The organism is Reyranella sp., assembly GCF_965279465.1.
In the GTDB taxonomy this organism is placed as follows: Bacteria; Pseudomonadota; Alphaproteobacteria; order Reyranellales; family Reyranellaceae; genus Reyranella.
In genome coordinates this window covers 3,261,601-3,285,238 of sequence record NZ_OZ257242.1, presented here as the reverse complement: position 1 = coordinate 3,285,238, position 23,638 = coordinate 3,261,601, and the positions used below count along the sequence as shown (strand labels likewise).

23 protein-coding genes are annotated in these 23,638 nt (G+C 66.5%); 9 read left to right on the top strand and 14 right to left on the bottom strand.

The genetic code is table 11. The features are described from left to right. Positions 1-12 precede the first annotated feature (12 nt). The 12 genes from ACQY8M_RS16080 to coxB all read right to left on the bottom strand — a co-directional run bounded on the left by ACQY8M_RS16080 (position 13) and on the right by coxB (position 10,991). Complete coding sequence (locus ACQY8M_RS16080) at positions 13-1,278, bottom strand: M16 family metallopeptidase (RefSeq protein WP_428673931.1); 1,266 nt, start codon at positions 1,276-1,278, stop codon at positions 13-15. After that, the gene (gene thrC / locus ACQY8M_RS16075) at positions 1,275-2,711 is read right to left on the bottom strand and encodes a threonine synthase (RefSeq protein ID WP_428673929.1); all 1,437 of its coding nucleotides are present in this window, start codon (positions 2,709-2,711) and stop codon (positions 1,275-1,277) included. Before thrC ends, ACQY8M_RS16080 begins: the two co-directional genes overlap by 4 nt. Positions 2,712-2,799: 88 nt before the next feature. Then, positions 2,800-3,051 (bottom strand): DUF1272 domain-containing protein, encoded by a 252-nt coding sequence (locus tag ACQY8M_RS16070; protein WP_428673927.1) that lies wholly within the window; start codon positions 3,049-3,051, stop codon positions 2,800-2,802. An 89-nt stretch (positions 3,052-3,140) separates the two neighbouring features. Further along, positions 3,141-4,643 carry a carboxypeptidase M32 gene (locus ACQY8M_RS16065; protein ID WP_428673925.1) on the bottom strand — a complete coding sequence of 501 codons (1,503 nt, stop codon included), beginning with the start codon at positions 4,641-4,643 and terminating at the stop codon, positions 3,141-3,143. After that, positions 4,640-5,386 carry an SURF1 family protein gene (locus tag ACQY8M_RS16060; protein WP_428673923.1) on the bottom strand — a complete coding sequence of 249 codons (747 nt, stop codon included), beginning with the start codon at positions 5,384-5,386 and terminating at the stop codon, positions 4,640-4,642. Before ACQY8M_RS16060 ends, ACQY8M_RS16065 begins: the two co-directional genes overlap by 4 nt. Before the next feature lie 7 nt (positions 5,387-5,393). Beyond that, positions 5,394-5,756 (bottom strand): DUF983 domain-containing protein, encoded by a 363-nt coding sequence (locus ACQY8M_RS16055; RefSeq protein WP_428673921.1) that lies wholly within the window; start codon positions 5,754-5,756, stop codon positions 5,394-5,396. A gap of 72 nt (positions 5,757-5,828) precedes the next feature. Continuing rightward, entirely contained in the window at positions 5,829-6,710 is an 882-nt protein-coding gene (locus ACQY8M_RS16050; RefSeq protein ID WP_428673919.1) for a cytochrome c oxidase subunit 3, read from the bottom strand. 5 nt (positions 6,711-6,715) lie between these two features. Further along, positions 6,716-7,303: a cytochrome c oxidase assembly protein gene (locus ACQY8M_RS16045; protein ID WP_428673917.1), complete on the bottom strand. Its 588-nt coding sequence runs from the start codon at positions 7,301-7,303 to the stop codon at positions 6,716-6,718. Next, complete coding sequence (locus ACQY8M_RS16040) at positions 7,300-7,458, bottom strand: hypothetical protein (protein ID WP_428673915.1); 159 nt, start codon at positions 7,456-7,458, stop codon at positions 7,300-7,302. Before ACQY8M_RS16040 ends, ACQY8M_RS16045 begins: the two co-directional genes overlap by 4 nt. Positions 7,459-7,463: 5 nt before the next feature. Continuing rightward, positions 7,464-8,408, bottom strand: a complete 945-nt coding sequence (locus tag ACQY8M_RS16035; RefSeq protein WP_428673913.1) for a heme o synthase — start codon at positions 8,406-8,408, stop codon at positions 7,464-7,466. Between the two features lie 62 nt (positions 8,409-8,470). Beyond that, positions 8,471-10,099 (bottom strand): cytochrome c oxidase subunit I, encoded by a 1,629-nt coding sequence (ctaD, locus tag ACQY8M_RS16030; RefSeq protein ID WP_428673911.1) that lies wholly within the window; start codon positions 10,097-10,099, stop codon positions 8,471-8,473. A 22-nt stretch (positions 10,100-10,121) separates the two neighbouring features. Further along, positions 10,122-10,991, bottom strand: coding sequence for a cytochrome c oxidase subunit II (gene coxB, locus ACQY8M_RS16025; protein ID WP_428673909.1), 870 nt, complete (start codon positions 10,989-10,991; stop codon positions 10,122-10,124). Positions 10,992-11,502: 511 nt separating this feature from the next. Here coxB and ACQY8M_RS16020 point away from each other — a divergent pair. Genes ACQY8M_RS16020 through ACQY8M_RS16010 form a run of 3 tightly spaced genes read left to right on the top strand, consistent with a single transcriptional unit; the run spans position 11,503 to position 13,663 of the window. After that, a complete protein-coding gene (locus tag ACQY8M_RS16020; RefSeq protein WP_428673907.1) occupies positions 11,503-12,048 on the top strand; it encodes a peptidylprolyl isomerase in 546 nt (181 codons plus the stop codon). Positions 12,049-12,084: 36 nt separating this feature from the next. After that, on the top strand, positions 12,085-12,549 hold the full coding sequence (locus ACQY8M_RS16015) for a peptidylprolyl isomerase (protein WP_428673905.1): 465 nt from the start codon (positions 12,085-12,087) through the stop codon (positions 12,547-12,549). Between the two features lie 46 nt (positions 12,550-12,595). After that, the gene (locus ACQY8M_RS16010; protein ID WP_428673903.1) at positions 12,596-13,663 is read left to right on the top strand and encodes a DUF4424 family protein; all 1,068 of its coding nucleotides are present in this window, start codon (positions 12,596-12,598) and stop codon (positions 13,661-13,663) included. A 41-nt stretch (positions 13,664-13,704) separates the two neighbouring features. Here the strand turns inward: ACQY8M_RS16010 and ACQY8M_RS16005 are convergent, their stop codons facing one another. Together ACQY8M_RS16005 and ACQY8M_RS16000 are read right to left on the bottom strand one after the other, a co-directional pair. Beyond that, positions 13,705-14,085 carry a nuclear transport factor 2 family protein gene (locus ACQY8M_RS16005; protein ID WP_428673901.1) on the bottom strand — a complete coding sequence of 127 codons (381 nt, stop codon included), beginning with the start codon at positions 14,083-14,085 and terminating at the stop codon, positions 13,705-13,707. 12 nt (positions 14,086-14,097) lie between these two features. After that, a complete protein-coding gene (locus ACQY8M_RS16000; RefSeq protein ID WP_428673899.1) occupies positions 14,098-15,087 on the bottom strand; it encodes a zinc-dependent alcohol dehydrogenase family protein in 990 nt (329 codons plus the stop codon). 73 nt (positions 15,088-15,160) lie between these two features. Between ACQY8M_RS16000 and ACQY8M_RS15995 the strand changes: the two genes are divergently transcribed. The 6 genes from ACQY8M_RS15995 (at position 15,161) to ACQY8M_RS15970 (ending at position 23,611) form a co-directional block, all read left to right on the top strand. Then, positions 15,161-16,585 (top strand): circularly permuted type 2 ATP-grasp protein, encoded by a 1,425-nt coding sequence (locus ACQY8M_RS15995; RefSeq protein ID WP_428673897.1) that lies wholly within the window; start codon positions 15,161-15,163, stop codon positions 16,583-16,585. An 87-nt stretch (positions 16,586-16,672) separates the two neighbouring features. Further along, positions 16,673-17,641: an alpha-E domain-containing protein gene (locus ACQY8M_RS15990; RefSeq protein WP_428673895.1), complete on the top strand. Its 969-nt coding sequence runs from the start codon at positions 16,673-16,675 to the stop codon at positions 17,639-17,641. 2 nt (positions 17,642-17,643) lie between these two features. Continuing rightward, a complete protein-coding gene (locus tag ACQY8M_RS15985; RefSeq protein ID WP_428673893.1) occupies positions 17,644-18,462 on the top strand; it encodes a transglutaminase family protein in 819 nt (272 codons plus the stop codon). 125 nt (positions 18,463-18,587) lie between these two features. Then, positions 18,588-19,790 (top strand): pyridoxal phosphate-dependent aminotransferase, encoded by a 1,203-nt coding sequence (locus tag ACQY8M_RS15980; protein ID WP_428673891.1) that lies wholly within the window; start codon positions 18,588-18,590, stop codon positions 19,788-19,790. A 74-nt stretch (positions 19,791-19,864) separates the two neighbouring features. Continuing rightward, positions 19,865-21,247: an MFS transporter gene (locus ACQY8M_RS15975; RefSeq protein ID WP_428673889.1), complete on the top strand. Its 1,383-nt coding sequence runs from the start codon at positions 19,865-19,867 to the stop codon at positions 21,245-21,247. Between the two features lie 288 nt (positions 21,248-21,535). Then, positions 21,536-23,611, top strand: a complete 2,076-nt coding sequence (locus tag ACQY8M_RS15970) for an elongation factor G (protein WP_428673887.1) — start codon at positions 21,536-21,538, stop codon at positions 23,609-23,611. The last annotated feature ends 27 nt before the right edge of the window (positions 23,612-23,638 follow it).

Here is a 23,638-nt window from a genome sequence, read left to right as displayed (position 1 = left end):
ATGTTACTCGCCTCAGGCGGCGAGCCTCGCCGCGATCTTCTCGATCGATTCCAGCTCGTCGATCGGCCCCAGCGCCGCGATTGTCAGCTTGCCCGCGAGCAGCCGCCGCGCGACGCGACGCACGGCATCCTGATCGACGGCCTCGATGCGCGAGACGATCTCGGCATAGGGAATCGGCCGGCCATGGATCAGCAAATGCCGCGCTGCCTGCTCGGAACGCGCGCCGCTCGATTCGAGCGCCATCAGGGTGCCGGCCTTGATCTGGTTGCGCGCGCGCACGAGCTCCTGCTCGGTGAGCGTGTCGGCCACGCCGACGAACTCCTCGCACACCGCCGGGACCAGCTCGCCGAGATCGTCCTCGCCCGTGCCGGCATAGATGCCGAACAGGCCGCCGTCGGCATAGGCCGCGTTGAAGCAATGGATGCCGTAGACCAGGCCGCGCTCCTCGCGGATGCGCTGGAACAGGCGCGAGGACATGCCGCCGCCGAACAGCGTCGAGTAGATCGCCGAGGCGTAATAGTCGGGATCGCGGTAGCCGATGCCCTCGCAGCCGAGCACCAGATGCGCCTGCTCGAGCGTGCGGTTCTCACGGCCGTCGCCGCCGACATAGGCCAGCGGCTGGACGAGATGCGCGTTCGCCGGGGTGCGCGGCACGGAGGCGAAATGCTTCTCGGCCAGCTCGACGATCTGGTCGTGCTCCACCCTGCCCGCCGCCGACAGCACCATGTTCGAAGCGGTGTAGTGGCGCGCCAGGAAGGCGAAAAGATCGTCTCGGCCGATCGTCTCGACCGAGTCTGCAGTGCCCAGAACCGGCCGGCCGAGCGGCTGGTCGGGCAGCGCGGTCTCCTGGAACTGGTCGAAGATCAGGTCGTCGGGCGTGTCGAGCGCCTGGCCGATCTCCTGCAGGATGACGCCGCGCTCGCGCTGCAGCTCGTCGGGGTCGAACACCGAATTGCGCAGGATGTCGGCCACCATCTCGACACCCAGCGCCACGTCCTCCTTGAGGACCGAGGCGTGGTAAGCGGTGATCTCGCGGCCGGTATAGGCGTTGAGGCTTCCGCCGACGTTCTCGATCTCCTCGGCGATGGCTCGGGCGGAGCGTGTCCTGGTTCCCTTGAAGGCCATGTGCTCCAGCATGTGCGCCATGCCGTTCAGCTCGGCCGATTCGTGACGCGTACCGCAGGCGACCCAGATGCCGAGCGAGGCTGACTCGACCTCGGGCATCTCGTCGACCGCGACCCGCAGACCGTTGGACAGTGTAGTGACCTTGACGCTCATGAGTGTACCCTCGCCCGCTCGGACGTGGTGCCCATGCGGTCCTCGATCAAATCTTTCAACGCGTCGATATCGTTCGGCAGGCGGTCGACCCGCTCGGTGCGGTCGAGCAAGTCGGCCAGCCGCGCCGGCAGCCGCGGCCGCTCGCCCGTGGCCTTCTGCACGGCGTCGGGGAACTTCGCCGGATGGGCCGTCGCAAGCACGACCATCGGCACCGACGGATCGCGCCGGTGCTGCTGCGCCACCGCGTAGCCGATGGCGCTGTGCGGATCGAGCGTCTCGCCGAAGCGCTTGCGGCAGTCGGCAATCGCGGCCAGCGTGCCCTCGTCGTCGAGCCGGCCGGCATCGAACAGCGCGCGCACGCCGCCCAGCGCATTGTCGCCGACCTTCAGCGTGCCGGTGCTGCGGAAGGCCGCCATCGCATCGGCCAGCGCCTTGCCATCGCGGCCGTAGAGGTCGAACAGGAGACGCTCGAAATTGCTCGAGATCTGGATATCCATGCTGGGGCTGTAGGTCGGCACGACACCGGACATGGTCATCGTGCCGGTCTCGAAGAAGCGCGGCAGGATGTCGTTGGTGTTTGAGCCGATCACGAAGTGATGAATCGGCAGGCCCATCTGCTTCGCGGCATAACCTGCATAGACGTTGCCGAAATTGCCCGTCGGCACGGCGAACGCAACCGGCCGATCGGGCGCGCCGAGCGTCAGGGCGGCCCAGAAATAATAGACGATCTGCGCCATGACGCGGGCGAAGTTGATCGAATTCACCGCCGTCAGCGCATGCCGGTCGCGGAAGGCGAGATCGTTGAAGCACGCCTTGGCGAGGTCCTGGCAGTCGTCGAACGTGCCGCTGATGGCGACGTTGTGGACGTTCGGCGCCAGCACCGTTGTCATCTGCCGGCGCTGCACCTCGCTCACCCGGCCGTGCGGATAGAGCATGAAGATGTCGATCGACTTGCGGTCGCGCACCGCCTCGATGGCGGCGGAGCCGGTGTCGCCAGAGGTGGCGCCGACGATCGTCGCATGCTGGCCGCGCCGGAGCAGCGTATGATCGAGCATCAGGCCGAGGAGCTGCAGCGCCACGTCCTTGAAAGCGAGCGTTGGGCCGTGGAACAGCTCCAGCAGATGCAACCCGCTGTCGCCCAGCGGCTTCACCGGCGCCACGTCCGGCGCGTCGAACGAGGCGTAGGCCTCGGCGATCAGCCGGCGGAAGGTCGTCTCGTCGAACGCAGCGCCGACGAAGGGTTGCATGACGCGGAGGGCGACCTCGCCGTAGGGCTTGCCCTTGAGCGCCGCGATCTCGGCGGTGGAGAAGCGCGGCCACTCGGCCGGCAGGTAGAGGCCACCGTCACGCGCGAGGCCCGCGAGCATGACGTCCTCGAAACCGAGCGGTGCCAAGCTTCCCGTCGAGCCGTTGCGGGTACTGATGTAGTTCATCGCTTCGTCGACCTCATGGGAGCGCGCCGCTCCTGTGGCGCATCATGCTCACGAGCGCCACTGGAGTGGCGCGCCTCGTTGAACGTGATCATGCCACTTGGCGACAGGCGGCGTGGTCCTTGCGCACGCGTTTGGTCGATGCGGGGTGCTTGGCCAGCATCCGCTCCGGGCGCGTCGGCCGCTTTACGAGATCGCCGCCGCAGTTGGGGCAGAGGCCTCCCAGCCGCGCCTTCGCACAGTCGGCGCAAAAGGTGCACTCATAGGTGCAGATCAGCGCGTCCGGCGCACCGTTCGGCAGATCCTTGTCGCAGCATTCGCAATTGGGGCGCAGGTCGAGCATGGGGCCTCTCTTACGATAACCGACCGGACCGTGTCATCCCGGGCGCAGCGAGGGGATGAAGCCGGGTACGATCCAGCGACCTGGACGGACTAGGCCGGCAGATAGCGGTTTTCCAGATGCTCCTTGAAGGCAACGGTGCCAAGCGGCGCCCCGGTCGCCTGTGACAGGATCGTGTCCGTGTCGGCGATCGAGCCCTTGGTGTGCACGTTGGTGCGCAGCCAGCCCAGCAGCGGGGCGAAATCGCCCTCGCCGATCGAGTTCATGAGGCCGGGCATCGCCTTGCGCGCGGCGGCGAAGAGCTGGGCCGCCGCCAGGGCACCGAGCGTGTAGGTCGGGAAATAACCCCAGGCGCCGTCGGGCCAATGGATGTCCTGCAGGCAGCCGACCGAGTCATCGGGCGGGCCGATGCCCAGCAGCTCCGTCATGCCGTCGTTCCAGGCGCCCGGCAGATCGGCCAGTGCCAAATCACCGCCCAGCACTGCGCGCTCGATGCGGTAGCGCAGCATGATGTGCAGCGGATAGGTCACCTCGTCGGCATCGACGCGGATGAAGCCGGGCGCCACGCGCGTGTAGATCTTGTGGACGTTGCCGACCTCCCACGCCGGTCCGCTCTTGCCGAAGGCGGCGCGCATGCGCGGCGTGGCATAGGTGATAAATGCGTCGGAGCGGCAGGCCTGCATCTCCATCAGGAGCGACTGGCTCTCGTGCAGCACCATGCCGCGCGCATTGCCGACCGGCTGGCGGCGCCAGTCGCGCGGCAGGCCGGCCTCGTACAGTGCATGGCCGGTTTCGTGCAGCACGCCCATCAGCGCGCGAGCGAAATCCTTCTCATCGTAGCGCGTGGTGATGCGCACGTCGTCGGCGGTGCCGCCGGTGAAAGGATGCGCCGAGATGTCGAGCCGGCCATGATGGAAGTCGAAGCCGAGCGTCTTCGCCATCTCGACGCCGAGCTGGCGCTGCGCCTCGACCGGGAACGGGCCATCGAGCGGCAGGGCCTCGCCGGTCACCTTTTGCCGTTCCATGACCTGCGGCAGCATCGCCGGCAGGAAAGCCTTGAGCTCGGCGAACAGCGTGTCGATCCGCTGGCAGCGGCCGCCCGGCTCGTATTCGTCGAGCAGCGCGTCGTACAGTGACAGGCCGAGCGCAGCGGCCTTGGCCTCGCCGACACGTTTGGTGATGGTCACCACCTCGGTGAGGGTCGGCAACAGCGCCTTGAAGTCGCGGTTCTTCCTGGCCTCGCGCCACGCCATCTCGCAAGCCGACGACGCGCGGGTGCGCGCCTCGACGAGGTCGGACGGCAGGGCGTTCGCGTGCGTCCAGGCGTGGCGCATCTCACGCAGGTTGGCGGCGCGCCAGGCATCGAGCCCGGCCTTGCCCTCCTCGGCGCGCGACAGCAGGTCGGCCATTTCGGGCGCCACCATCAGCTCGTGGCTGATCACGCCCAGGGTCGCGAGCTGGTCGGCGCGGTCTTCGCTCGCGCCCTCCGGCATCATGGCCGAGCGGTCCCAGTTCAGGATCGCGCTGGCGCGATTGACGGCGCCCATGCGCCCGAAGCGGCGCTCCAGCTCGGCGTAGGGATCGTTGGCGATCATGCTTTGACCTTCGTGTGGCCGTTTATCGTGAGGCGCCCGTTCTCCCAGTGATAGGCGAGATAGACGCCCGCGCCCGCGAGCGCGATCAGGAACCAGGTGATGGCGTATTGCAGATGGTCGTTGGGGATGTCGAGCCGTGTCTGGCCGCCGATCGGCACCCCGCCGGGATTGGCCGTGGCGTCGGCTTCGAGGAAAAAGCTGTCTAGCACCGGATCGGGCTGTCCGCCCGCCATCTGGCGCATCAGCGGGACGTCGACATGGAACCAGAAATTCCGGGCCGGATCGTTGTCGGGAGCGAACTGCCGCTTGATCTGGCTGCGCCGCACGACACCGACGAGGTCGACCTTGCCGGGCAGCTGACCCTCGGCGCGCCTGGCCGGTTCCTTCTTCTCCGACGGAATCCAGCCGCGGTCGAACAGGACGATGACGCCGTCGTCGGTGCGCAGCGGCGTCACGACCTGCATGCCGACCTTGTTCTTCAGGCTGCGCGCTGCGAGGAAGAATTCCCTGTCGTGCAGGAATCTCCCCGACACCCGGACCCGGCCGTATTCGAAGCGCAGCGGATCGCCCTTCAGCAGCTCGTCGAGCGTCAACGGCGCGGCCGCCTGGTTGGTCGCGATGCGGTCGAGGATGTCGCGCTTCCAGGCGCGCCGCTCCATCTGCCAGACACCGAGCGACAGCGAAAACAGGAAGATCGGCAGCATGACGATCGTGGGCCACAGCAGTGGCCGGAGCTTCAGCATTGCAACCCTATTCCTCGAGCTCGGTCGACCGATGGGTATACTGCTGAGCGATCAACAAGGCCTTGAGAAGGCGCAGCAGCCACACCGCGCCGCCAAAGGTGAGCGGCAGCCAGATCAGCGCGTGCAGCCACCACGGCGGCTCGAAGCGGAACTCGACCCAGAAAACCAGCCCCATCACGATCGCGCCGAGCCCGAGGATGACGAATACGGCGGGCCCGTCGCCCGCGTCGTTGCCGCGCAGGTCGAGGCCACACACCGTGCAGCCATCCACCACCGTCAGCAGACCACGAAACAGGCGGCCTTGGCCGCAGCGCGGACAGACGCCGCGCAAGGCGACGTCGACAGGCGATTGGCGCGGCCAGGTGGACATGGCGGGCTCTCCCCAAAAGACGAACCGCCGGGGATCGCCCCGGCGGTTCCAAGCATGGACGTTTCTGCCGCCTCAGTGGAGGGCGATCGGCGCGTTGCCGGCGCCCCACCAGTAGATGCAGAAGAACAGGAAGATCCAGACCACGTCGACGAAATGCCAGTACCAGGCGGCAGCCTCGAAGCCGAAATGCTGCCTCGGCGTGAATTGGCCCTTCATCGCGCGGAACAGGCAGACCAGCAGGAAGGTCGTTCCGACGAAGACGTGGAAGCCGTGAAATCCCGTCGCGAGGAAGAAGGTCGAGGTATAGATGTTGTCGCGGAACCCGAACGGGGCGTGCGCGTACTCGTAGAGCTGGATTGCCGTGAAGCAGGCGCCGAGGACGACCGTCAGCAGCAGGCCGCGTACCGCGTCACGATTCTTGCCTTCGAGGATCGAATGGTGGGCCCAGGTGACGGTGGTGCCCGAGAGCAGCAGGATCAGCGTGTTCATGAACGGCAGGTCGAACGGCGCGATGACATGCACGCCCTTGGGCGGCCACATCCCGCCGTTGGCCTCGGCGCGCATCGGCATCTCGGGTGAGGCGGGAAAGAGCGCCGAGTCGAAGAAGGCCCAGAAGAAGGCGGCGAAGAACAGCACCTCCGAGGCGATGAACAGGATCATGCCGTAGCGCAGGCCAAGCTGAACCACGGCCGTATGATACTTGCGCGATTCGACGATGACGTCGCTCCACCACCAGTACATCACGGCGAAGATCATCAGGAAGCCCGGGACGACGACCCACCAGTTGACTGCCTTGACGATGCTCTCGACGCCCTTGCCGAACATGTCGGGATGCATGCCGAGGCCGGCGCCGATGGCGAGCACGAACGCGGCGAGCGATCCCAGCGCCGGCCACGGGCTCGGGTCCACGAGATGGTATGGATGATTAGGCCCGTGATGGGTGTTGTCGGCCATTGGTCTCAGCCCCCTTTTCCAGTTCCGTTGGCGGGTGTTCCGCCCAGCAAGGTCTTGGCCCGCTCCGTTTTCGCCTCGTAGAAGGTGTACGAGAGCGTGATGGTGCGGATGTCGTCGTAGCGCCGGTCCTTGGCCATGTCGGCGTCGACGAAGAAGACGACCGGCATGTCGACCGACTGGCCCGGCTGCAGCAGCTGCTCGGTGAAGCAGAAGCATTGCACCTTGTTGAACCAGCCGGCAGTGCGCTCGGGTGTGACGTTATAGGTGGCGGTGCCGACGATCGGCCGCTGCGAGATATTGGTGGCCCGGAAGTGGACGAGCTTCTCCTCGCCCAGTTGCACCTTGATCTCGCGTTGCAGCGGCTCGAAGCGCCAAGCGAGGTTGGGATCGACGTTGGAGTCGAAGCGCACCTGCACCGTGCGGGAGATGATCGGGCGATCGCCTTCCTGCGCCACCAGCGGCGTGCCGTTGAAGCCGGTCGCCTTGCAGAAGGCTTCGTACAGCGGCACTGCGGCATAGGCGAGGCCGAGCATGCCACCGACCACGGCGACCAGACGCCAGGCCAGGCGGGCATTGGGATCGCCGCGGTTCACAGCTTGCCCGTCATGTTGCCGCCGCCCATCCGCACGACGGTGAGAGCGAAGAATGCGGCCGCCATGGCCAGCAGGCAGAAGAATATGAAAATATTCTTGCTTCGCTGCTGGCGGTGCCGGTCGCTGTCGCCCGGGCGGCGGTTGTCATCGGTCACGACGGTCATCCCCCGACCAGCCCGCCCAGCAAGCGCCCCACCACCAACCGATCGAGCGGCAGCGCCGCGAACAGCACCGCGAGATAGAGAAGCGAGAACTTGAACATGCGCCGCGCTGCGCCGTGGCCGCGACGGTCGTCGGCGGCAAGCCACACGATGACGGCGTGGGCAATGAAGCCGACGCCGAGCACCAGCGCCACGATACCGTAGAGCCAGCTGACGGCGCCGAGCAGGGTCGGCGCCAGCGCCACCGGCACGAGAATCAACGTGTAGAACAGCATCTGCTTCTTGGTCTCGCGCGGTCCCGCCACCACCGGCAGCATCGGCACGCCGGCGCGGCGGTAGTCGTCGCTGCGATAAAGCGCCAGCGCCCAGAAGTGCGGCGGTGTCCACAGGAAGATCAGCAGGAAGAGCGAGAGGCCGACGGCCGAGACGTCGCCGGTGGCGGCAGCCCAGCCGATCATCGGGGGGAAGGCGCCGGCGGCACCGCCGATCACGATGTTCTGCGGCGTCCGGCGCTTCAGCCAGATCGTGTAGACGAAGACGTAGAACAGGATCGCGGCCGTGAGCAGCGCGGCGGCAACGAAGTTCGTCGCCAGTGCCATCAACAGCACCGAGAAGATCGACAGCAGGACGCCGAGGCCCAGCGCATCGTCGGGCGCGACCCTGCCAGCCGGCAACGGCCGGTTGGCGGTGCGCGTCATCAGGGCGTCGAGGTCCCGCTCGTACCACATGTTGATGGCGCCCGCGGCGCCCGAGCCCAGCGCGATCGCCAGCACGGCGAGGAACGCCTCGAACGGATGGATGTGCACCGGCGCGATCATCACGCCGACCAGGCCGGTGAAGACCACCAGCGACATCACGCGCGGCTTCAGCAGGTCGACGTAGTCACGCACCCGTGCGGGCGCCGTGCCCTCGCTCGTCCAGATGCTCTGTGCAGTGTCGCTCATGGCCCCTTCAAGGCGACGGCACCCCCCTCTTCATCACAAGAAGGGTGCCCTCGCTCCGGTCCTTAGTGATGCGCCGTAGGCGAGATGTGCGGCAGCTCTTCGAAGGTATGGAACGGCGGCGGCGAGGCCACGGTCCATTCCAGTGTCGTGGCACCTTCGCCCCAGTAGTTCGCGCCGACCTTGCGGCCATACAACAGCGTGCCGAACACCACGAAGATCAGCCAGAAGATCGTCGAACCGAACGAGATGAAAGCGCCGATCGAGGAGATGTAGTTCCAGTGCGCCATGGCGTCGGGATAGTCGACGTAATGGCGCGGCATCCCGGCCAGGCCCGAGAAATGCATCGGGAAGAAGGTCAGGTTCACGCCGACGAACATCGTCCAGAAGTGGATCTGGGCGTACGTCTCGTTGTACTGACGGCCGCACATCTTGCCGAGCCAGTAGTAGAAGCCGGCGAACATGCCGAACACCGCGCCGAGCGACAGCACGTAATGGAAGTGCGCGATCACGTAATAGGTGTTGTGCAGGGCGTAGTCGACACCGGCATTCGACAGCACCACGCCGGTGACGCCGCCGACAGTGAACAGGAAGATGAAGCCGATCGCCCACAGCATCGGGATCTCGAGCCTGATCGAACCGCCCCACATGGTGGCGATCCAGGAGAAGATCTTCACGCCGGTGGGCACCGCGATCACCATCGTGGCGGCGACGAAGTAGGCGCGCGTGTCGACGTCCATGCCAACCGTATACATGTGGTGCGCCCACACCACGAAGCCGACGACGCCGATCGCCACCATCGCGTAGGCCATGCCCAGGTAACCGAAGATCGGTTTGCGGGAGAAGGTCGAGATGATGTGACTGACGATGCCGAACGCCGGCAGGATCATGATGTACACCTCGGGGTGTCCGAAGAACCAGAAGAGGTGCAGGAACAGCGTCGGGTCGCCGCCGCCGGCCGGATCGAAGAAGTGGGTGCCGAAGTTGCGGTCGGTCAGCAGCATGGTGATGGCGCCCGCCAGGACCGGCAGGGCGAGCAGCAGCAGGAAGGCCGTCACCAGGATCGACCAGGCGAACAGGGGCATGCGGTGCAGGGTCATGCCCGGCGCACGCATGTTGAAGATCGTGGTGATGAAGTTGATCGCGCCGAGGATCGAGGAGGCACCCGCGATGTGCAGCGAGAAGATCGCGAGATCCATGCCCGCGCCCTGCTGGATCGTGAGCGGCGGGTAGATCGTCCAGCCGGTGCCGACGCCACCGCCGACAAGGGCCGACATCAACAACAGGATGAAGGCCGGCGGCAGCAGCCAGAAGCTGATGTTGTTCATGCGCGGGAAGGCCATGTCCGGCGCGCCGATCATCAGCGGCACGAACCAGTTGCCGAACCCGCCGATAAGCGCCGGCATGACCACGAAGAACACCATGATCAGGCCGTGCGCCGTGACGACGGTATTCCACAGATGGCCGTTGGGCGTCCCGTCGGCCGCGTTGAAGTACTGCACGCCGGTGTGCAGCAGCTCAAGACGCATCACCACCGAGAACGACGCGCCGATCAGGGCCGCGATGATGGCGAACACCAGGTACATCGTGCCGATGTCCTTGTGGTTCGTGCTGTAGACATACCGCCTCCAGCCGGTCGGCGTGTGGTGGTCGTCGTGATGATCGTGGGCGTGGGCGCCGTGCGCGGTTGCCATTGATGTCTCCTGCGGGGAGCGCTTAGCGGTTGGCGGGAGGGGTGGCGGAAGCGACGCTCGTCGCGGGCATCAGCCCGGCGGCCTTCTTCTTCTCCGCAGCCCATTTGTCGAACTCGTCCTTGGATACCACGCGCACCGCGATCGGCATGTAGGCGTGGGCGTTGCCGCAGATCTGCGAGCACTGGCCGAAATAAATGCCTTCCTTGGGGACCTGGATCCAACCCTCGTTGAGACGGCCGGGGATGACGGTCTTCTTGATGCCGAAGCCCCACACCGTCCAGCCGTGCATGGTGTCGGCGCCGGTGCCGATGATGCGCACGACCGCGTTCGCCGGGATCACCATTTCCTCGTCGACCGCGAGCTGGCGCGGCTGGTTCGGCTTCAGCTTGAGCCGATCGGCCTCGGGCAGGATGCGGCTGTCGATCGAAAAATTGCCCTGATCGGGATATTCGTAGCTCCAGTACCATTGATGGCCGGTCACCTTGACCGTCAGCGCGGCGTCCTGGGCCTTGTCGCCGTAGTACAGCAGGCGGAAGGATGGGATCGCGATCACCACCAGGATCAGGATCGGAATGATCGTCCAGGCGATCTCGAGCACGGTGTTGTGCGTCGTCGTGGTCGGAGTCGGATTGCGCGAGACATGGAAGCGCCACACGACGTAGAGCAGCAGCACCAGCACGAAAACCGAGATCAGGGTGATGATGACCAGCAGAAGGTCATGCAGCGACTCGACCCTCGCCATCACGGGCGTGTAGGGAGCCGGAAAACCCATCTGCCAATCGTGCGGCACGCCGACGACTGGCGTTTGCTTCTGCGCCTGGGCGCCGCTTACCACACCAAGGCCCGCCAGCAGCGTTCCGAAGAGAATGCCCACACACCGCTTGCCGACCATGCGTTCTGTCCCCTGAGCCCGCCTGCTTTGCGAGGGGTTCCGACTCGCAAAATCCCCCGTAATTCAAGGCGGTTAGTACCAGATATAGGAGATGGTGGTAATGGGTTTTCGACCGCGCCCGGTATGTGGCGGCCAGTCGCAGCCATCGCGCCCTTGCCGCAGCAACCGCGCATCGGGCGCAACATGTGGCGCTTGCCGCCATCGCGGTATCGACGCGCAGGAGTCCCGCGATGCCTGATCGATCGGGCCGGCGGCGACCATCCGCACCATGGTCGCCTCGCGGGGAAGCGATCGCGGCAGATGGAACGCCAGGTCGCCTGCGTCTCACGGCCGCGGTTGGCATCGCCCCGCCCAATGGAATGATCACCTCGAACGGGCGCGGGCGCCCAAGTCCCGCAGGGTCACGGCAGATTGGGCGGGGTCGCGAAAGGCATTCGCCGCTTGTCTTTCGGACGACCGACAGTATGGTCGCGCCCGCCCCGGCAAACCCCAACGCCGTCAAGGAGCCGTCATGCGTCTGGCCTTCATGCCCGCCCTCGTCGCGATGCTCATTGCAGCCGCAACCACCGCCTTCGCGGCGGACAAGGAGAACACGCTCTATATCGACCTCAAGGACGGCCGCGTCGTGATCGAGATGCGCCCCGACCTTGCCCCCAAACACGTGGCCCAGATCAAGAAGCTGGTCCGCGAGGGCAAGTACAACGGTGTCGTCTTCCATCGCGTGATCGAGGGCTTCATGGCCCAGACCGGCGATCCGGACGGCACCGGCATGGGCGGCATGGGCGACAGGCTGCCTGCCGAATTCAGCCGCGAGCCGCATGTCCGCGGCACCGTGTCGATGGCGCGCACCTCCGATCCGAATTCGGCGCGCAGCCAGTTCTTCATCTGCTTCGCGCCCGCCCCTTCGCTTGACGGCCAGTACACGGTGTGGGGCAAGGTCGTGTCGGGCATGGAATTCGTCGACAAGATCAAGAAGGGTGCGCCCGGTTCGGGCGCTGTCGCTCCGCCGGCCGACAAGATGCTCAAGGTCCAGGTTGCCGCCGACGTCAAAGGCTGACCGTTCTCTCAACCCCAGCGCCCGCAGGAGGCCCCAATGGACAAGGAAAACACGCTCTATATCGACCTCAAGGACGGCCGCGTCGTGATCGAGCTGCGCCCCGACCTCGCTCCCAAGCACGTCGCCCAGATCAAGAAGCTGGCGCGCGAGGGCAAGTATGACGGTATCGTGTTCCACCGCGTGATCGACGGCTTCATGGCCCAGACTGGCGACCCTGACGGCAACGGAATGGGCGGCATGGGCGAGCGCCTGCCGGCCGAGTTCAGCAAGGAGCCGCACAGCCGCGGCGTCGCGTCGATGGCGCGCAGCAGCGATCCGAACAGCGCGCGCAGCCAGTTCTTCATCTGCTTCAAGGACTCGAACTTCCTCGACGGCCAGTACACCGTGTGGGGCAAGGTCACGTCGGGCATGGAGTTCGTCGACAAGATCAAGAAGGGCGAGCCGCCCTCGAACCCCGACAAGATGATCAAGGTCCAGGTCGCCGCTGACGCGAAGGACTAACGCGTCACTGACTTGGCTTTCTCGTCTACTCTCCATGAGGAAGACGATGATGAATGAGGCGAGATTTCTGCGCCCATTTCTCGCCATCGCGGCAGCGCTGCTGCTGGCAAGTCCGGCCGCCGCCAACGATTCGGCGGCGGAGCTCGCGGCGGGCGGCCTCCAATTTATCAAGACCGATGCCATCACGATGCAGCGCGAGGATCTCGCGCTGTCGCTGTCCGAGGTCCGCGTGCGCTACGAGATGCGCAACGACACCGGCCGGCCGGTGACCTTGCGCGTCGCCTTTCCGATGCCCGAAGTGCCGCACATGACGCCGGGCGGCATGACGACCGGCCCAGACGATGGCAGTGGCCCGCACAACATCGCACTGCGGCCGCCGGCCGATCCGAATTTCCTGAACTTCAAGGTCCGCTCGAACGGGCAGGACATCAAGCCCGAGGTAGAGATTCGAGCAACGCTGCCCGGCGGGCGCGACGTTGCCGCCGAGCTGCGCGAGATCGGCGGCCTGACGCTGGTGCTGCAGCCTGGCCTGTTCGTCGAGGGCGACACGCCCCTCCCCACCGAGACGGTCACCAGGCTCCAGGCCCTCGGTGCTTACGAGAAGCTCGACGACAAGGCGTGGCGGTTGCCGTGGACCACCCGGATCACCTTCCACTGGATGCAGACCTTCGCGCCCGGCGTGACCGTGGTCGAGCACAGCTACCGCCCGGTCATCGGTTCGCGGTTCATCGTGCCCAGAGATGCCGGCACCATCGAAGCCAGCGGTCGCGGCGATCCGGTGCGGGACTTCTGCATCGACGGGCCGACGGACAAGGCGATCCGCGCCCTGGCGGAACAGAAGCTCCGCACCCGGCCCAACGATGGGCTGCTCTCGGGATATACCCTGGCCTACATCCTGCAAACCGCGCGCAACTGGCGCGGTCCGATCGGCACGTTTCATCTCACGCTGACCGGTGGGCCGATCGGCGGCGATCTGGGCGGCCGCGGCGAGAGCCGCGTGATATCGCTCTGCACCGACCTGCCGATCGTGCACACCGGCCCGCAAAGGGTCGAAGCGACGGTGCGCGACTACGTGCCTAAAGAGGACCTGCGGGTCCTGTTCATCAGCGAGTGACGCGATCGCGTCATTGGACCGTACGCGATCCGCCGAGGCGCTTACTTGTCCTTCGTCACCGTGTGGAAGGACTTCGAGATCACCTGCCAGCGGCCATCGACCTTGAGCAAGGTGAGATAGTCGGTGAAGTAGCGCGGCGGGATCTGGCACTCGACCTTGGCGAAGGCGGTGCCGGGACCGGAGAAATCGATCGACACGATGCGGTCGCGCCGCTCGCTGCCGTTCGCCTTGGCCGACTTGCGGCTCTCGACCATCCTGAACCAGTCGGCGCGCGGCATGTCGGCAGCCGTGCCATCCGGCTGTGCACTGTAAAGATGCGATGCCGGATGGAACGCCTGCCCGAGTTTCGCCGTGTCGCCCTCGTAAAGCCCATCGAAATAGACCTGCAGAACCTTCTCGACTTCCGCGACGTCCGAACCCATGTCGTGCTCTCCTTAAATCGCCCCGTTGGGGCTGACCAGAATCTTCCCGTTGCGCCCGCCCCTGTCGGCATGGGCGAGCGCGTCCTTGATCTTGTCGATCGAATAGACAGTGTCCACCGGCGCGAACAGCTTGCCGGCCATCACCTGCCCGCCGAGGTCGGCATAGATCTCGCGGATCTTCTGCGCGCTCCTCCGCGCGAGGAAGCGGCCGAGCATGAAGCCGGTGAGCTTCACGCCACGGTAGGTGAAGTTGTTGCGGCTGACGTCCGGGTTCTGCCCGCTCATCGAGCCGTAATGCACGACGGTCGCATCGCTCGCGACGCAGTCGCAGAGCCGGCCGGTCGCCTTTCCGCCGATCGCCTCGACGCCGAGCCTGATCGGCGCCCCGCCGGTCTCGCGCGCCACGCGCGCCGGGAGATCGTCGCCATCGACCATCACCAGGTCGGCTCCGAGCTGCTTCAGCTCCTCGGCAAGCTCCGGCCGGCGCACGACGTTCACCGTGCGCAGCCCCCGTTGGTGGGCGAGCACGATCAGCAGCCGGCCGACGGCGGAATTGGCGACGTTCTGGATCACCCAGTCGCCGCCCTTGAGCTCGACGAAGTCCGACAGCATCAGCGCCGCGGTCGGCGGATTTATGCGCACCATTGCGGCCTGCCGAAGGTCGATGCCGGCCGGCAGCGGAATGGCATCCTCGCCCTTAACCTTGCGCTTCTGTGCCCAGTTCTCGCGCTGCAGATTGATCACAAGGTCGCCCGGCTTCACGTGCCCGACCTGCACTCCTACGGCCGTGACGCGGCCGACGCATTCGGCGCCGGGCGTCGCGGGCAGCGGCGGCCTCAGCCGATAGGTACCGCGGCAAAAACCCATGTCCGCCGGGTTGATCGGGAAGGCCATGACGTCGAACACGACCTCGTCCGCAGCAGGCGCGCCGACATCCGGCACGTCGGCGCAGCGCGCCACTTCCCAGGGCGTGCCGTAGCTTTCGATGAGCACCTGCTTCATGCGCCCCTCCGATTGGTTTTTCATTGGCCCGTCGATTGCTTATATTGGGATTCGACAGGGGGCGAAATGCCGGATGGCGGCTAAGACATTCGACGAGATGCGCTCAGGCGCCGAGGGCTTGATCCGCGAACCCTATCGCGGCGTCGCGCAGTGGCTCGACAGCACGTCACCGGAGCGGCTGGCGGCGACGCGGCACGAGGTCGACCAGTTCTATCGCCGCCACGGCATCACCTTCGGCGCCTATGGCGCGGCCGAGGGCAGCGAGACCACCATCCCGTTCGACATCATCCCGCGCGTCATGGCGTGGGACGAATGGCAGTATCTGCACAAGGGCCTGGTGCAGCGGGTGAAGGCCCTGAACGCTTTCCTCGCCGACGCCTACGGCGAGCGCGAGATCTGCCGTGCGGGCGTCATCCCCGAGCAGCAGATCCTGATGAATGCCGAGTTCGTCGCGATGGCGCAGGGGCTCAAGCTGCCGGGCGACGTACATGCCCATATCGCGGGCATCGACCTGGTGCGGGTCGGCGAGAAGGACTTCTACGTCCTCGAGGACAACGTGCGCACGCCGTCGGGAGTGTCCTACGTATTGGAGAACCGCGAGGTCATGATGCGGCTCGCCCCCGAGCTGTTCTCGGCGATGCGCGTGATGCCGGTCGCCAACTACACCGAGGAGCTGCTGGCGACCCTGCGCTCTGTGTCGTTCGGCGACAGCCACGAGCCCAACGTCGTGCTGCTGACTCCCGGCCACTACAATTCGGCCTACTTCGAGCACGCCTTCCTGGCCGACGAGATGGGCATCGAGCTGGTCAAGGGCTCCGACCTGTTCGTCGACGAGGGCCGCGTCTTCATGCGCACGCCGCGCGGGCCGCAGCGGGTCGACGTGATCTACCGCAGGGTCGACGATGCCTTCCTCGATCCCCTGGCGATGCGGCCGGACTCGTATCTCGGCGTCGCCGGCCTCATCGGCGCCTTGCGCGCGGGGCGCGTGAACATCGTCAATGCGCTGGGCAACGGCGTGGCCGACGACAAGTCGACCTACACCTACGTGCCCGAGATGATCCGCTTCTATCTCGGCGAGACGCCGATCCTGCAGAACGTGCAGACCCATCGTGGCGACCGGGCGGACGACCTCAAGTACATGCTCGAGCACCTGTCCGAGCTCGTCGTGAAGGAAGTGCACGGCTCGGGCGGCAAGGGCATGCTGGTCGGGCCGACCTCGAGCAGGCAGGAGATCGAGGAGTTCTCGCAGCTCGTGAAGGCACGGCCCGACAACTACATCGCTCAGCCGACGCTGGCGCTCTCGACCTGCCCGACCTTCGTGGCACAGGGCGTTGCGCCGCGGCACGTCGATCTGCGGCCGTTCGTGCTCTCGGGCAAGAAGATCACCATCGTGCCGGGCGGGCTCACGCGGGTCGCGCTGAAGGAGGGTTCGCTGGTCGTGAATTCGAGCCAGGGCGGCGGCACGAAGGACACCTGGGTGCTGGCGCCGGATGTTTAGGATCACTCCTCATAGGAGCGCGCCACTCCAGTGGCGCATCGTGGGCATGAGCGCCACTGGAGTGGCGCGCTCCTATAACGTACGCCCATGCTGAGCAGCACCGCCAAGAACCTCTACTGGATGGGCCGCTACCTGCAGCGGGCCAAGACCACGGCGCGCCTGATCGAGGCGACGCAGCGCATGGCGCTGCAGTCGAGCGGCAAGGAAGCCGAGGCGGTGGTGGCAATCTTCGGCATGGAGGACGAGTTCCGCCAGAGCCAGTCGCAGGAAGGCCAGAGCCAGCGGCAAGTCCAGGGCAAGGGCGGCCGCCGGCTCTCGGACCTCGTCGACTTCCTTGCCTTCGACGAGACCAACCCCTCCTCGATCGTGAGCTCGATCAGCTCGGCGCGGCGCAATGCCCGCGAGGAGCGCAACAACATCACGGTCGACGTCTGGGAAAGCCTGAACGGGCTGTGGCTCGAGCTGAGCGGCAAGCTGCGCGGCAACCGCGCCACGCTCGACCGCGGCGCGCTGATCGAATCAGTGAAGAAGCAGGCGGTGATGATCTTCGGCGCCGCGCAAGTGACCCTGCTGCGCGACGAGGCCTGGAACTTCCTTCAGCTCGGCGCCTTCCTCGAGCGCGGCGACAACACCGCCCGCATCCTCGACGTGAAGTATCACCGGCTGATGCCCGACGGCAGCCCGCACGCCGAGACCCTCGACTACTTCGCCTGGTCGGAGCTGCTCGCCTGCATCGGCGCGGTGCGCACCTACCGGCGCATCTATCGCAGCTCGCTCGATCCGATGAAGGTTGCCGAGCTGATGATGCTGCGGCGCGACGTGCCGCGCTCGGTGCATCATTGCCTGTGGATGGTCGACGCGAGCATGCGCGAGCTGGCCGACGCCTACGGCACGCGCGGCGAGGCCGACCGGCTGGCGGGAGAGTTGCACGCGAAGCTGCGTTACGCCCGCATCGACCAGATCTACGACATCGGCCTGCACAGGTTCCTGAGCGAGGTGCGCGACGGCTTCGCGGCGCTCAGCGACGAAATCGGCCGCCAGTTCCTGCTGGATTGACCATGCGGTTCTCCGTCCACCACCTGACACGCTTCGAGTTCGACCAGCCGTCGGGCCATTCGATCCACGACGTGCGGCTGACGCCCAAGCCGGCGAGCGGCCAGAGAATCGTGTCGTGGCGAATCGAGGGGCCTGGCAAGCGCTCGGACTGGACCGATGGGCACGGCAACCAGGTGACGACCTTCTCGGTCGCGCAGGCGCACCAGGCGATCGAGATCGAGGTGACCGGCCTCTACGAATACAGCGGCGCCGACCAATGGCTGCGTTACGCCGAGACGCCGACGCTGCCGGCGCCCTTCTGGCTGCGCAACAGCGGCATGGCGCGGCACGATGCGAGCTTCGATCCAATGATCGAGGATCTGGCCGAACGTGCCGCCGAGCCGACCCAGCGGGTCACGGTACTGCACGAGGTGATGGAGCGGGTCGGCAGGCGCATCGCCTACAAGACCGGCGTGTCGACAGTCGACACCACGGCGATCGAGGCGCTCGCACGCGGCGCGGGCGTGGCGCAGGACAGCGCGCACGTCTTCATCGCGGCGTGTCGGCGGCTCGGCGTGCCGGCGCGCTATGTCAGTGGCTACCTGCGCAACGACGACCCGGAATTGCATGTCGGCCGCACCAGCCATTCCTGGGCGGAGGCCTGGGTGCCGGGTCTGGACTGGGTCGGCTTCGACCCGACGAACGGAATCTCTCCGCGCGGCGACAGCCTGCGCGTCGCGGTCGGCCTCGACTACCGCGACGCCGCACCGGTCAGCGGCCGGCGGGTCGGCTTCGGCGATGCCACCATGACCGTCGAGGCCTCGGTCAAGTCGGTCGACTGATCTCACAGGAAAGGAAATATGGCCCGTCCCGACGATAATTGACCTGCGGCAAACCTTGCGGCTCAGGGCCTCGGCCAGTAGGTTCCCGCCCGTTTTGTCACCCGCCCGAAGGAGGCGTCAGCGTCATGGCATTCATTGCCGACCGTCTTGGCCGCATCAAGCCCTCTCCGACGAATGCCGCGCAGGGCAAGTTCCTGGAGATGAAAGCGGCGGGCAAGGACGTGATCGGACTGGCGGCGGGCGAGCCCGACATGCCGACGCCCGACCACATCAAGGAAGCGGCGATCGCGGCGATCCGCAACAATGACACGAAGTACACGGCCGTGCCGGGCACGCCGGCGCTGCGCCAGGCGATCGTCGCCAAGATGAAGCGCGACCATGGCCTCGACTACAAGCCGAGCCAGACCGTCGTCACGTCGGGCGGCAAGCAGATCATCTTCAATGCGATGCTCGCCACCCTGAACCCGGGCGACGAGGTCATCATCCCGGCACCCTACTGGGTGTCCTATCCCGAGATGGTGATGTTCGGCGACGGCACGCCCGTCATCGTGAACTGCCCCGAGGAGACCGGCTTCAAGCTGCAGCCCGAGGCGTTGGAGCGGGCGATCACGCCGAAGACCAAGTGGATCATCCTGAATTCGCCCAGCAACCCGACCGGGGCAGCCTACACCAGGGCCGACCTGCGCGGGCTGTGCGACGTGCTGCTGAAGCACCCGCAGGTTCACATCCTGACCGACGACATGTACGAGAAGCTCGTCTACGACGACTTCGTGTTCGCCACGCCGGCCGAGGTCGAACCCAGGCTCTACGACCGCACCCTGACCATGAACGGCGTGTCGAAGGCCTACAGCATGACCGGATGGCGCATCGGCTATGCGGCCGGTCCACAGCAGCTGATCGATGCCATGATCACGGTGCAGAGCCAGAGCACCACGAATGCCAGCTCGATCAGCCAGGCGGCGTCGGTGGCGGCGCTCAACGGACCGACTGACTTCATCGCCAGGAACGTTGCCGTCTTCAAGCAGCGCCGCGACCTGATCGTGTCGATGCTAAACCAGACCAAGGGCCTCAAGTGCCCGCGGCCGGAAGGCGCCTTCTACGTCTATCCGTCCTGTGCCGGCACGATCGGCAAGAAGACGCCGGGCGGTAAGGTGATCAAGGACGACACCGACTTCGTGAGCTACCTGCTCGAGTCCGAGGGCATCTCGGTCGTCCAGGGCTCCGCGTTCGGCCAGGGCCCGGCCTTCCGCATCTCGTATGCGACGGCGACCGAGTTGCTTGAGGAGGCTGGCCGCCGCATCCAGCGGGCTTGCGCTGCGCTGATATAAGGCTCAAATCGCACGACAGGCAGCGGCCGGCCCCGCAAGGGGCCGGCCGTTTTCAGTTCCAGAGTACCCGCGTCATGAGTTCCGCCGCCGTCACTGCCAACAACCTGGAAACCGAAGGCCTGCCGCCGCCGCGTCGTTACTGGGTGCTGGTCTCCGTGCTGTGCGGCGTGGCCCTCATGAGTCTCGACGGTGCAATTGCCAACATCGCGCTTCCGACAATGGCGCGCGATCTCGGGGCAAGCGACGCGGCCACGGTCTGGGTCGTGAACATCTACCATCTCGGCTCGGTGATCTGCCTGCTGCCGGCGGCGGCACTGGGTGAGATCTTCGGCCTGAAGCGTATCTACGCCACAGGCCTCATCCTATTCACCCTGTCCTCTCTCGCCTGCGCGCTCTCGCCCACGCTCCCCGTGCTGATCCTGGCGCGCCTCGCCCAGGGCATGAGCTGCGCCTGCATCGCCGCGATCGGCCCCGCCGTCGTGCGCGACATCTATCCGCGCCGCCTGATCGGCAGCGGGCTCGCCATGATAGCGCTGTGCGTCGCGGCGGGCGGCGCGCTCGGTCCAACCATCGCCTCGCTGATCCTCTCGGTCGCGAGCTGGCCCTGGCTGTTCCTGGTGAACGTGCCGATCGGCATCGTGGCGGTGCCGCTGTTCCTCTCCCTCGCGAGTCCGGGACGGCCGCAGCCTCGCCCGTTCGATTATGTCGCGACCCTCCTGAGCGCCGCCACGCTGGGCCTGCTGCTGATCGGCGTCGATACGCTCGGCAGCGGTGCGCGCTCGCTCGCGATCGGCGAGATGGCGGCCGGCTTCGTCTGCGGCGCGATTCTGGTCTGGCACCAGAGCGGGCGCCCAAACGCGATGCTGCCGCTGGACCTGCTCAGGATCCCGCTCATGTCGTTGTCGCTCGCGACCTCGACCTGCGCCTACACCGCGCAGATCCTGGCCTACGTCTCGCTGCCTTTCCTGTTCGAGACGGTGATGCACCGCTCGCAAACCGCGACCGGCCTCCTGGTCACGCCCTGGCCGGCTCTGATCTTCATCGCCGCGCCGCTCGCCGGCCGGCTGGTCCGGCACTACCCGGCCGCCTTGCTGAGCAGCGTCGGGCTCGCAATCCTCGCCACCGGGCTGCTCCTGCTTGCGACGATGCCGGCAGCGCCGTCGGACCTCGACATCGCCTGGCGCATGGCGCTGTGCGGCATCGGCTTCGGCTTCTACCAGACACCCAACAACGCCACGGTGATGACGGCGGGGCCGGTATCGCGCTCCGGCGCGGCGGGCGGCATGCTGGCCGTCGCCCGCACCCTCGGCTGGTGCCTGGGCTCGGCGCTGGTGACGTTGATCTTCGCCGTGGCGGAGGCCGACGCCACGATCCGCTGCCTCGAAGTCGCCTGCGGCTTCGCCCTCGCCGGCGCGGTCACCAGCGTTTCGCGCGGCGCCTTCCGGCGCCGGCCGTAGGCCCTTATTCGTGAGGAAGGGCTTCTGGACAATAATCTGCCTCTGGAGAGGAACAGGATGCGGAGTGCGGGGCGCCGGCTTCCTCCACCGGGATGGCGTTGACTCCCCTTGCCCGGAGTGAAAGCATTTCCACGTCATAGGGCTTCGCTCCGATCGAGGCGCCGCGGGTTCATCTCCTGCGTTCGCGTCACGGCCGAGAGTTAGTAGCGACCGTCACGGACGCTGGAGCTGCCCGACGCCTCTCGGGGCTTCTACGCGCTTTCAACCGCGAAGAAGGAGGACGTCGTCATGACCGACCTGAAGACCGGAACGATCCTAAGCGGCAGACCAGGCAGCGGCGCGCATCGCGTGGTGGCGCTGTGCGGGCCGTATCTTTCGGGCAAGACCAGCCTGCTCGAGAGCCTTCTCTACGCCACGGGAGCCATCGGCCGGCGCGGCTCGACGCGCGCAGGCACCTCCGTCGGCGACGGTTCGCTCGAGGCGCGCAAGCGCAGCATGGGCACCGAGATCAACATCGCGTCGGTCGACTATCTCGGCGACCAATGGACCTTCCTCGACGTGCCGGGCTCGATCGAGTTCCAGCACGACTCCTTCGCGGCGCTCGCCGTGTGCGACACGGCCGTCATCGTGTGCGAGCCGTCGCCCGAGCGCGTGATCGCGCTCTCTCCCCTCGTGAAGTACATCGAGGACAACCGCATCCCCCACCTCTTCTTCATCAACAAGATCGACTCGGCCGAGGGCCGCGTGCGCGACATGCTGGCGGCGCTGCAGACCGTCTCGTCGCGCAAGCTCGTCCTGCGCCAGGTGCCGATCCGCCGGCCGACCAGCGACGGCGGCGAGGAGACGATCGGCTATGTCGACCTCGTGAGCGAGCGTGCCTATCGCTACCAGTCGAACGGCGCCTCCGACCTGATCGAGATGCCGGCAGAGGTCCTGCCGCGCGAGAGTGAAGCGCGGCGCGAAATGCTCGAGACCCTTTCGGAGTTCGACGACGCCCTGCTCGAGCAGCTGATCGAGGATGTGGCGCCCGAGAAATCGCTGATCTATCGCGACCTGCACGACGAGTTCGGCGCCGACAAGATATCGCCCGTGCTGCTCGGCGCCGGTGATCGCGAGAACGGCGTACGGCGTCTCCTGAAGGCGCTGCGCCACGACGCGCCGTTCGTCGGCGAGACCGCAAAGCGGCGCGACCTGCCGTCGAATGGCGTCGCGATGGCCGAGTGCTTCAAGGTCCTGCATCAGGCGCATGCCGGCAAAATCTCACTTTGCCGCGTCTGGTCGGGGACCTTGACGGAAGGCCAGTCGCTCGGCAGCCAGCGCATCGGCAGCCTGTTCCGCCCGTTCGGCCAGCGCCTCGACAAGATCGGCGAGGCCAAGGCCGGCGAGCTCGTAGCGCTGGCCAAGATCGACGCGCTGTCGGCGGGACAGTCGATCTCCGCTGCCGGAATCGCGCCGACCGCAGACTTTCCGCCTGCCGAATCGCCGGTCTTCACCGTCTCCCTCGCGGCCAAGAATCGCAACGACGAGGTCAAGCTCTCCGGCGCGCTGCAGAAGATCGTCGAGGAGGATCCCTCGCTGGTCTGGGAGGCGCGGGCGGAGACGCACGAGCTGCTGCTCAAGGGCCAGGGCGAGATGCACCTCAAGGTCGCCGTCGAGAAGCTCGCCGGCCGCTACAACGTCGCCGTCGAGACGGTGGCGCCGAAGGTGGCGTATCGCGAATCGATCACGGCCGGCGCCAGCCAGCACGCGCGCTACAAGCGCCAGACCGGCGGGCACGGGCAGTTCGCCGACATCAAGGTCGAGGTCCGCCCGCTGCCGCGCGGCTCGGGCTTCCGCTTCGTCGACAGGATCGTGGGCGGCGTGGTGCCGCGCAACTTCATCCCCGCCGTCGAGGAGGGGTTGATCGACTACCTGAAGGAAGGTCCGCTCGGCCAGCCGGTGGTCGATCTCGAGGTGGCGCTGGTCGACGGCCAGTACCACGCGGTCGACAGCTCCGAGATGTCGTTCAAGATGGCCGCGCGCATCGCCATGACCGAGGCGATGCCCAAGTGCAAGCCGGTCCTGCTCGAACCGATCCTGAAGGTGACGGTGGCGGCACCGTCGGAATCGACCTCGCGCATCCAGCGCCTGATCTCCGGCCGGCGCGGGCAACTGCTGGGCTACGACACGCGGCCGGGCTGGACCGGCTGGGACGAGGTCTCGGCGCTGATGCCCGAATCGGAGGTCGCCGACATGATCGTCGAGATCCGCTCCGTTACACAGGGTGTCGGCACGTACCGCACCGAGTTCGACCACCTCCAGGAACTGACCGGCCGCGGCGCCGACCGCATCGTCGAGGAAGCGAAGAAGCGCGCCGTGGCGTAGAGCTGCGCCGTCGGCTGGGCGTTTTGG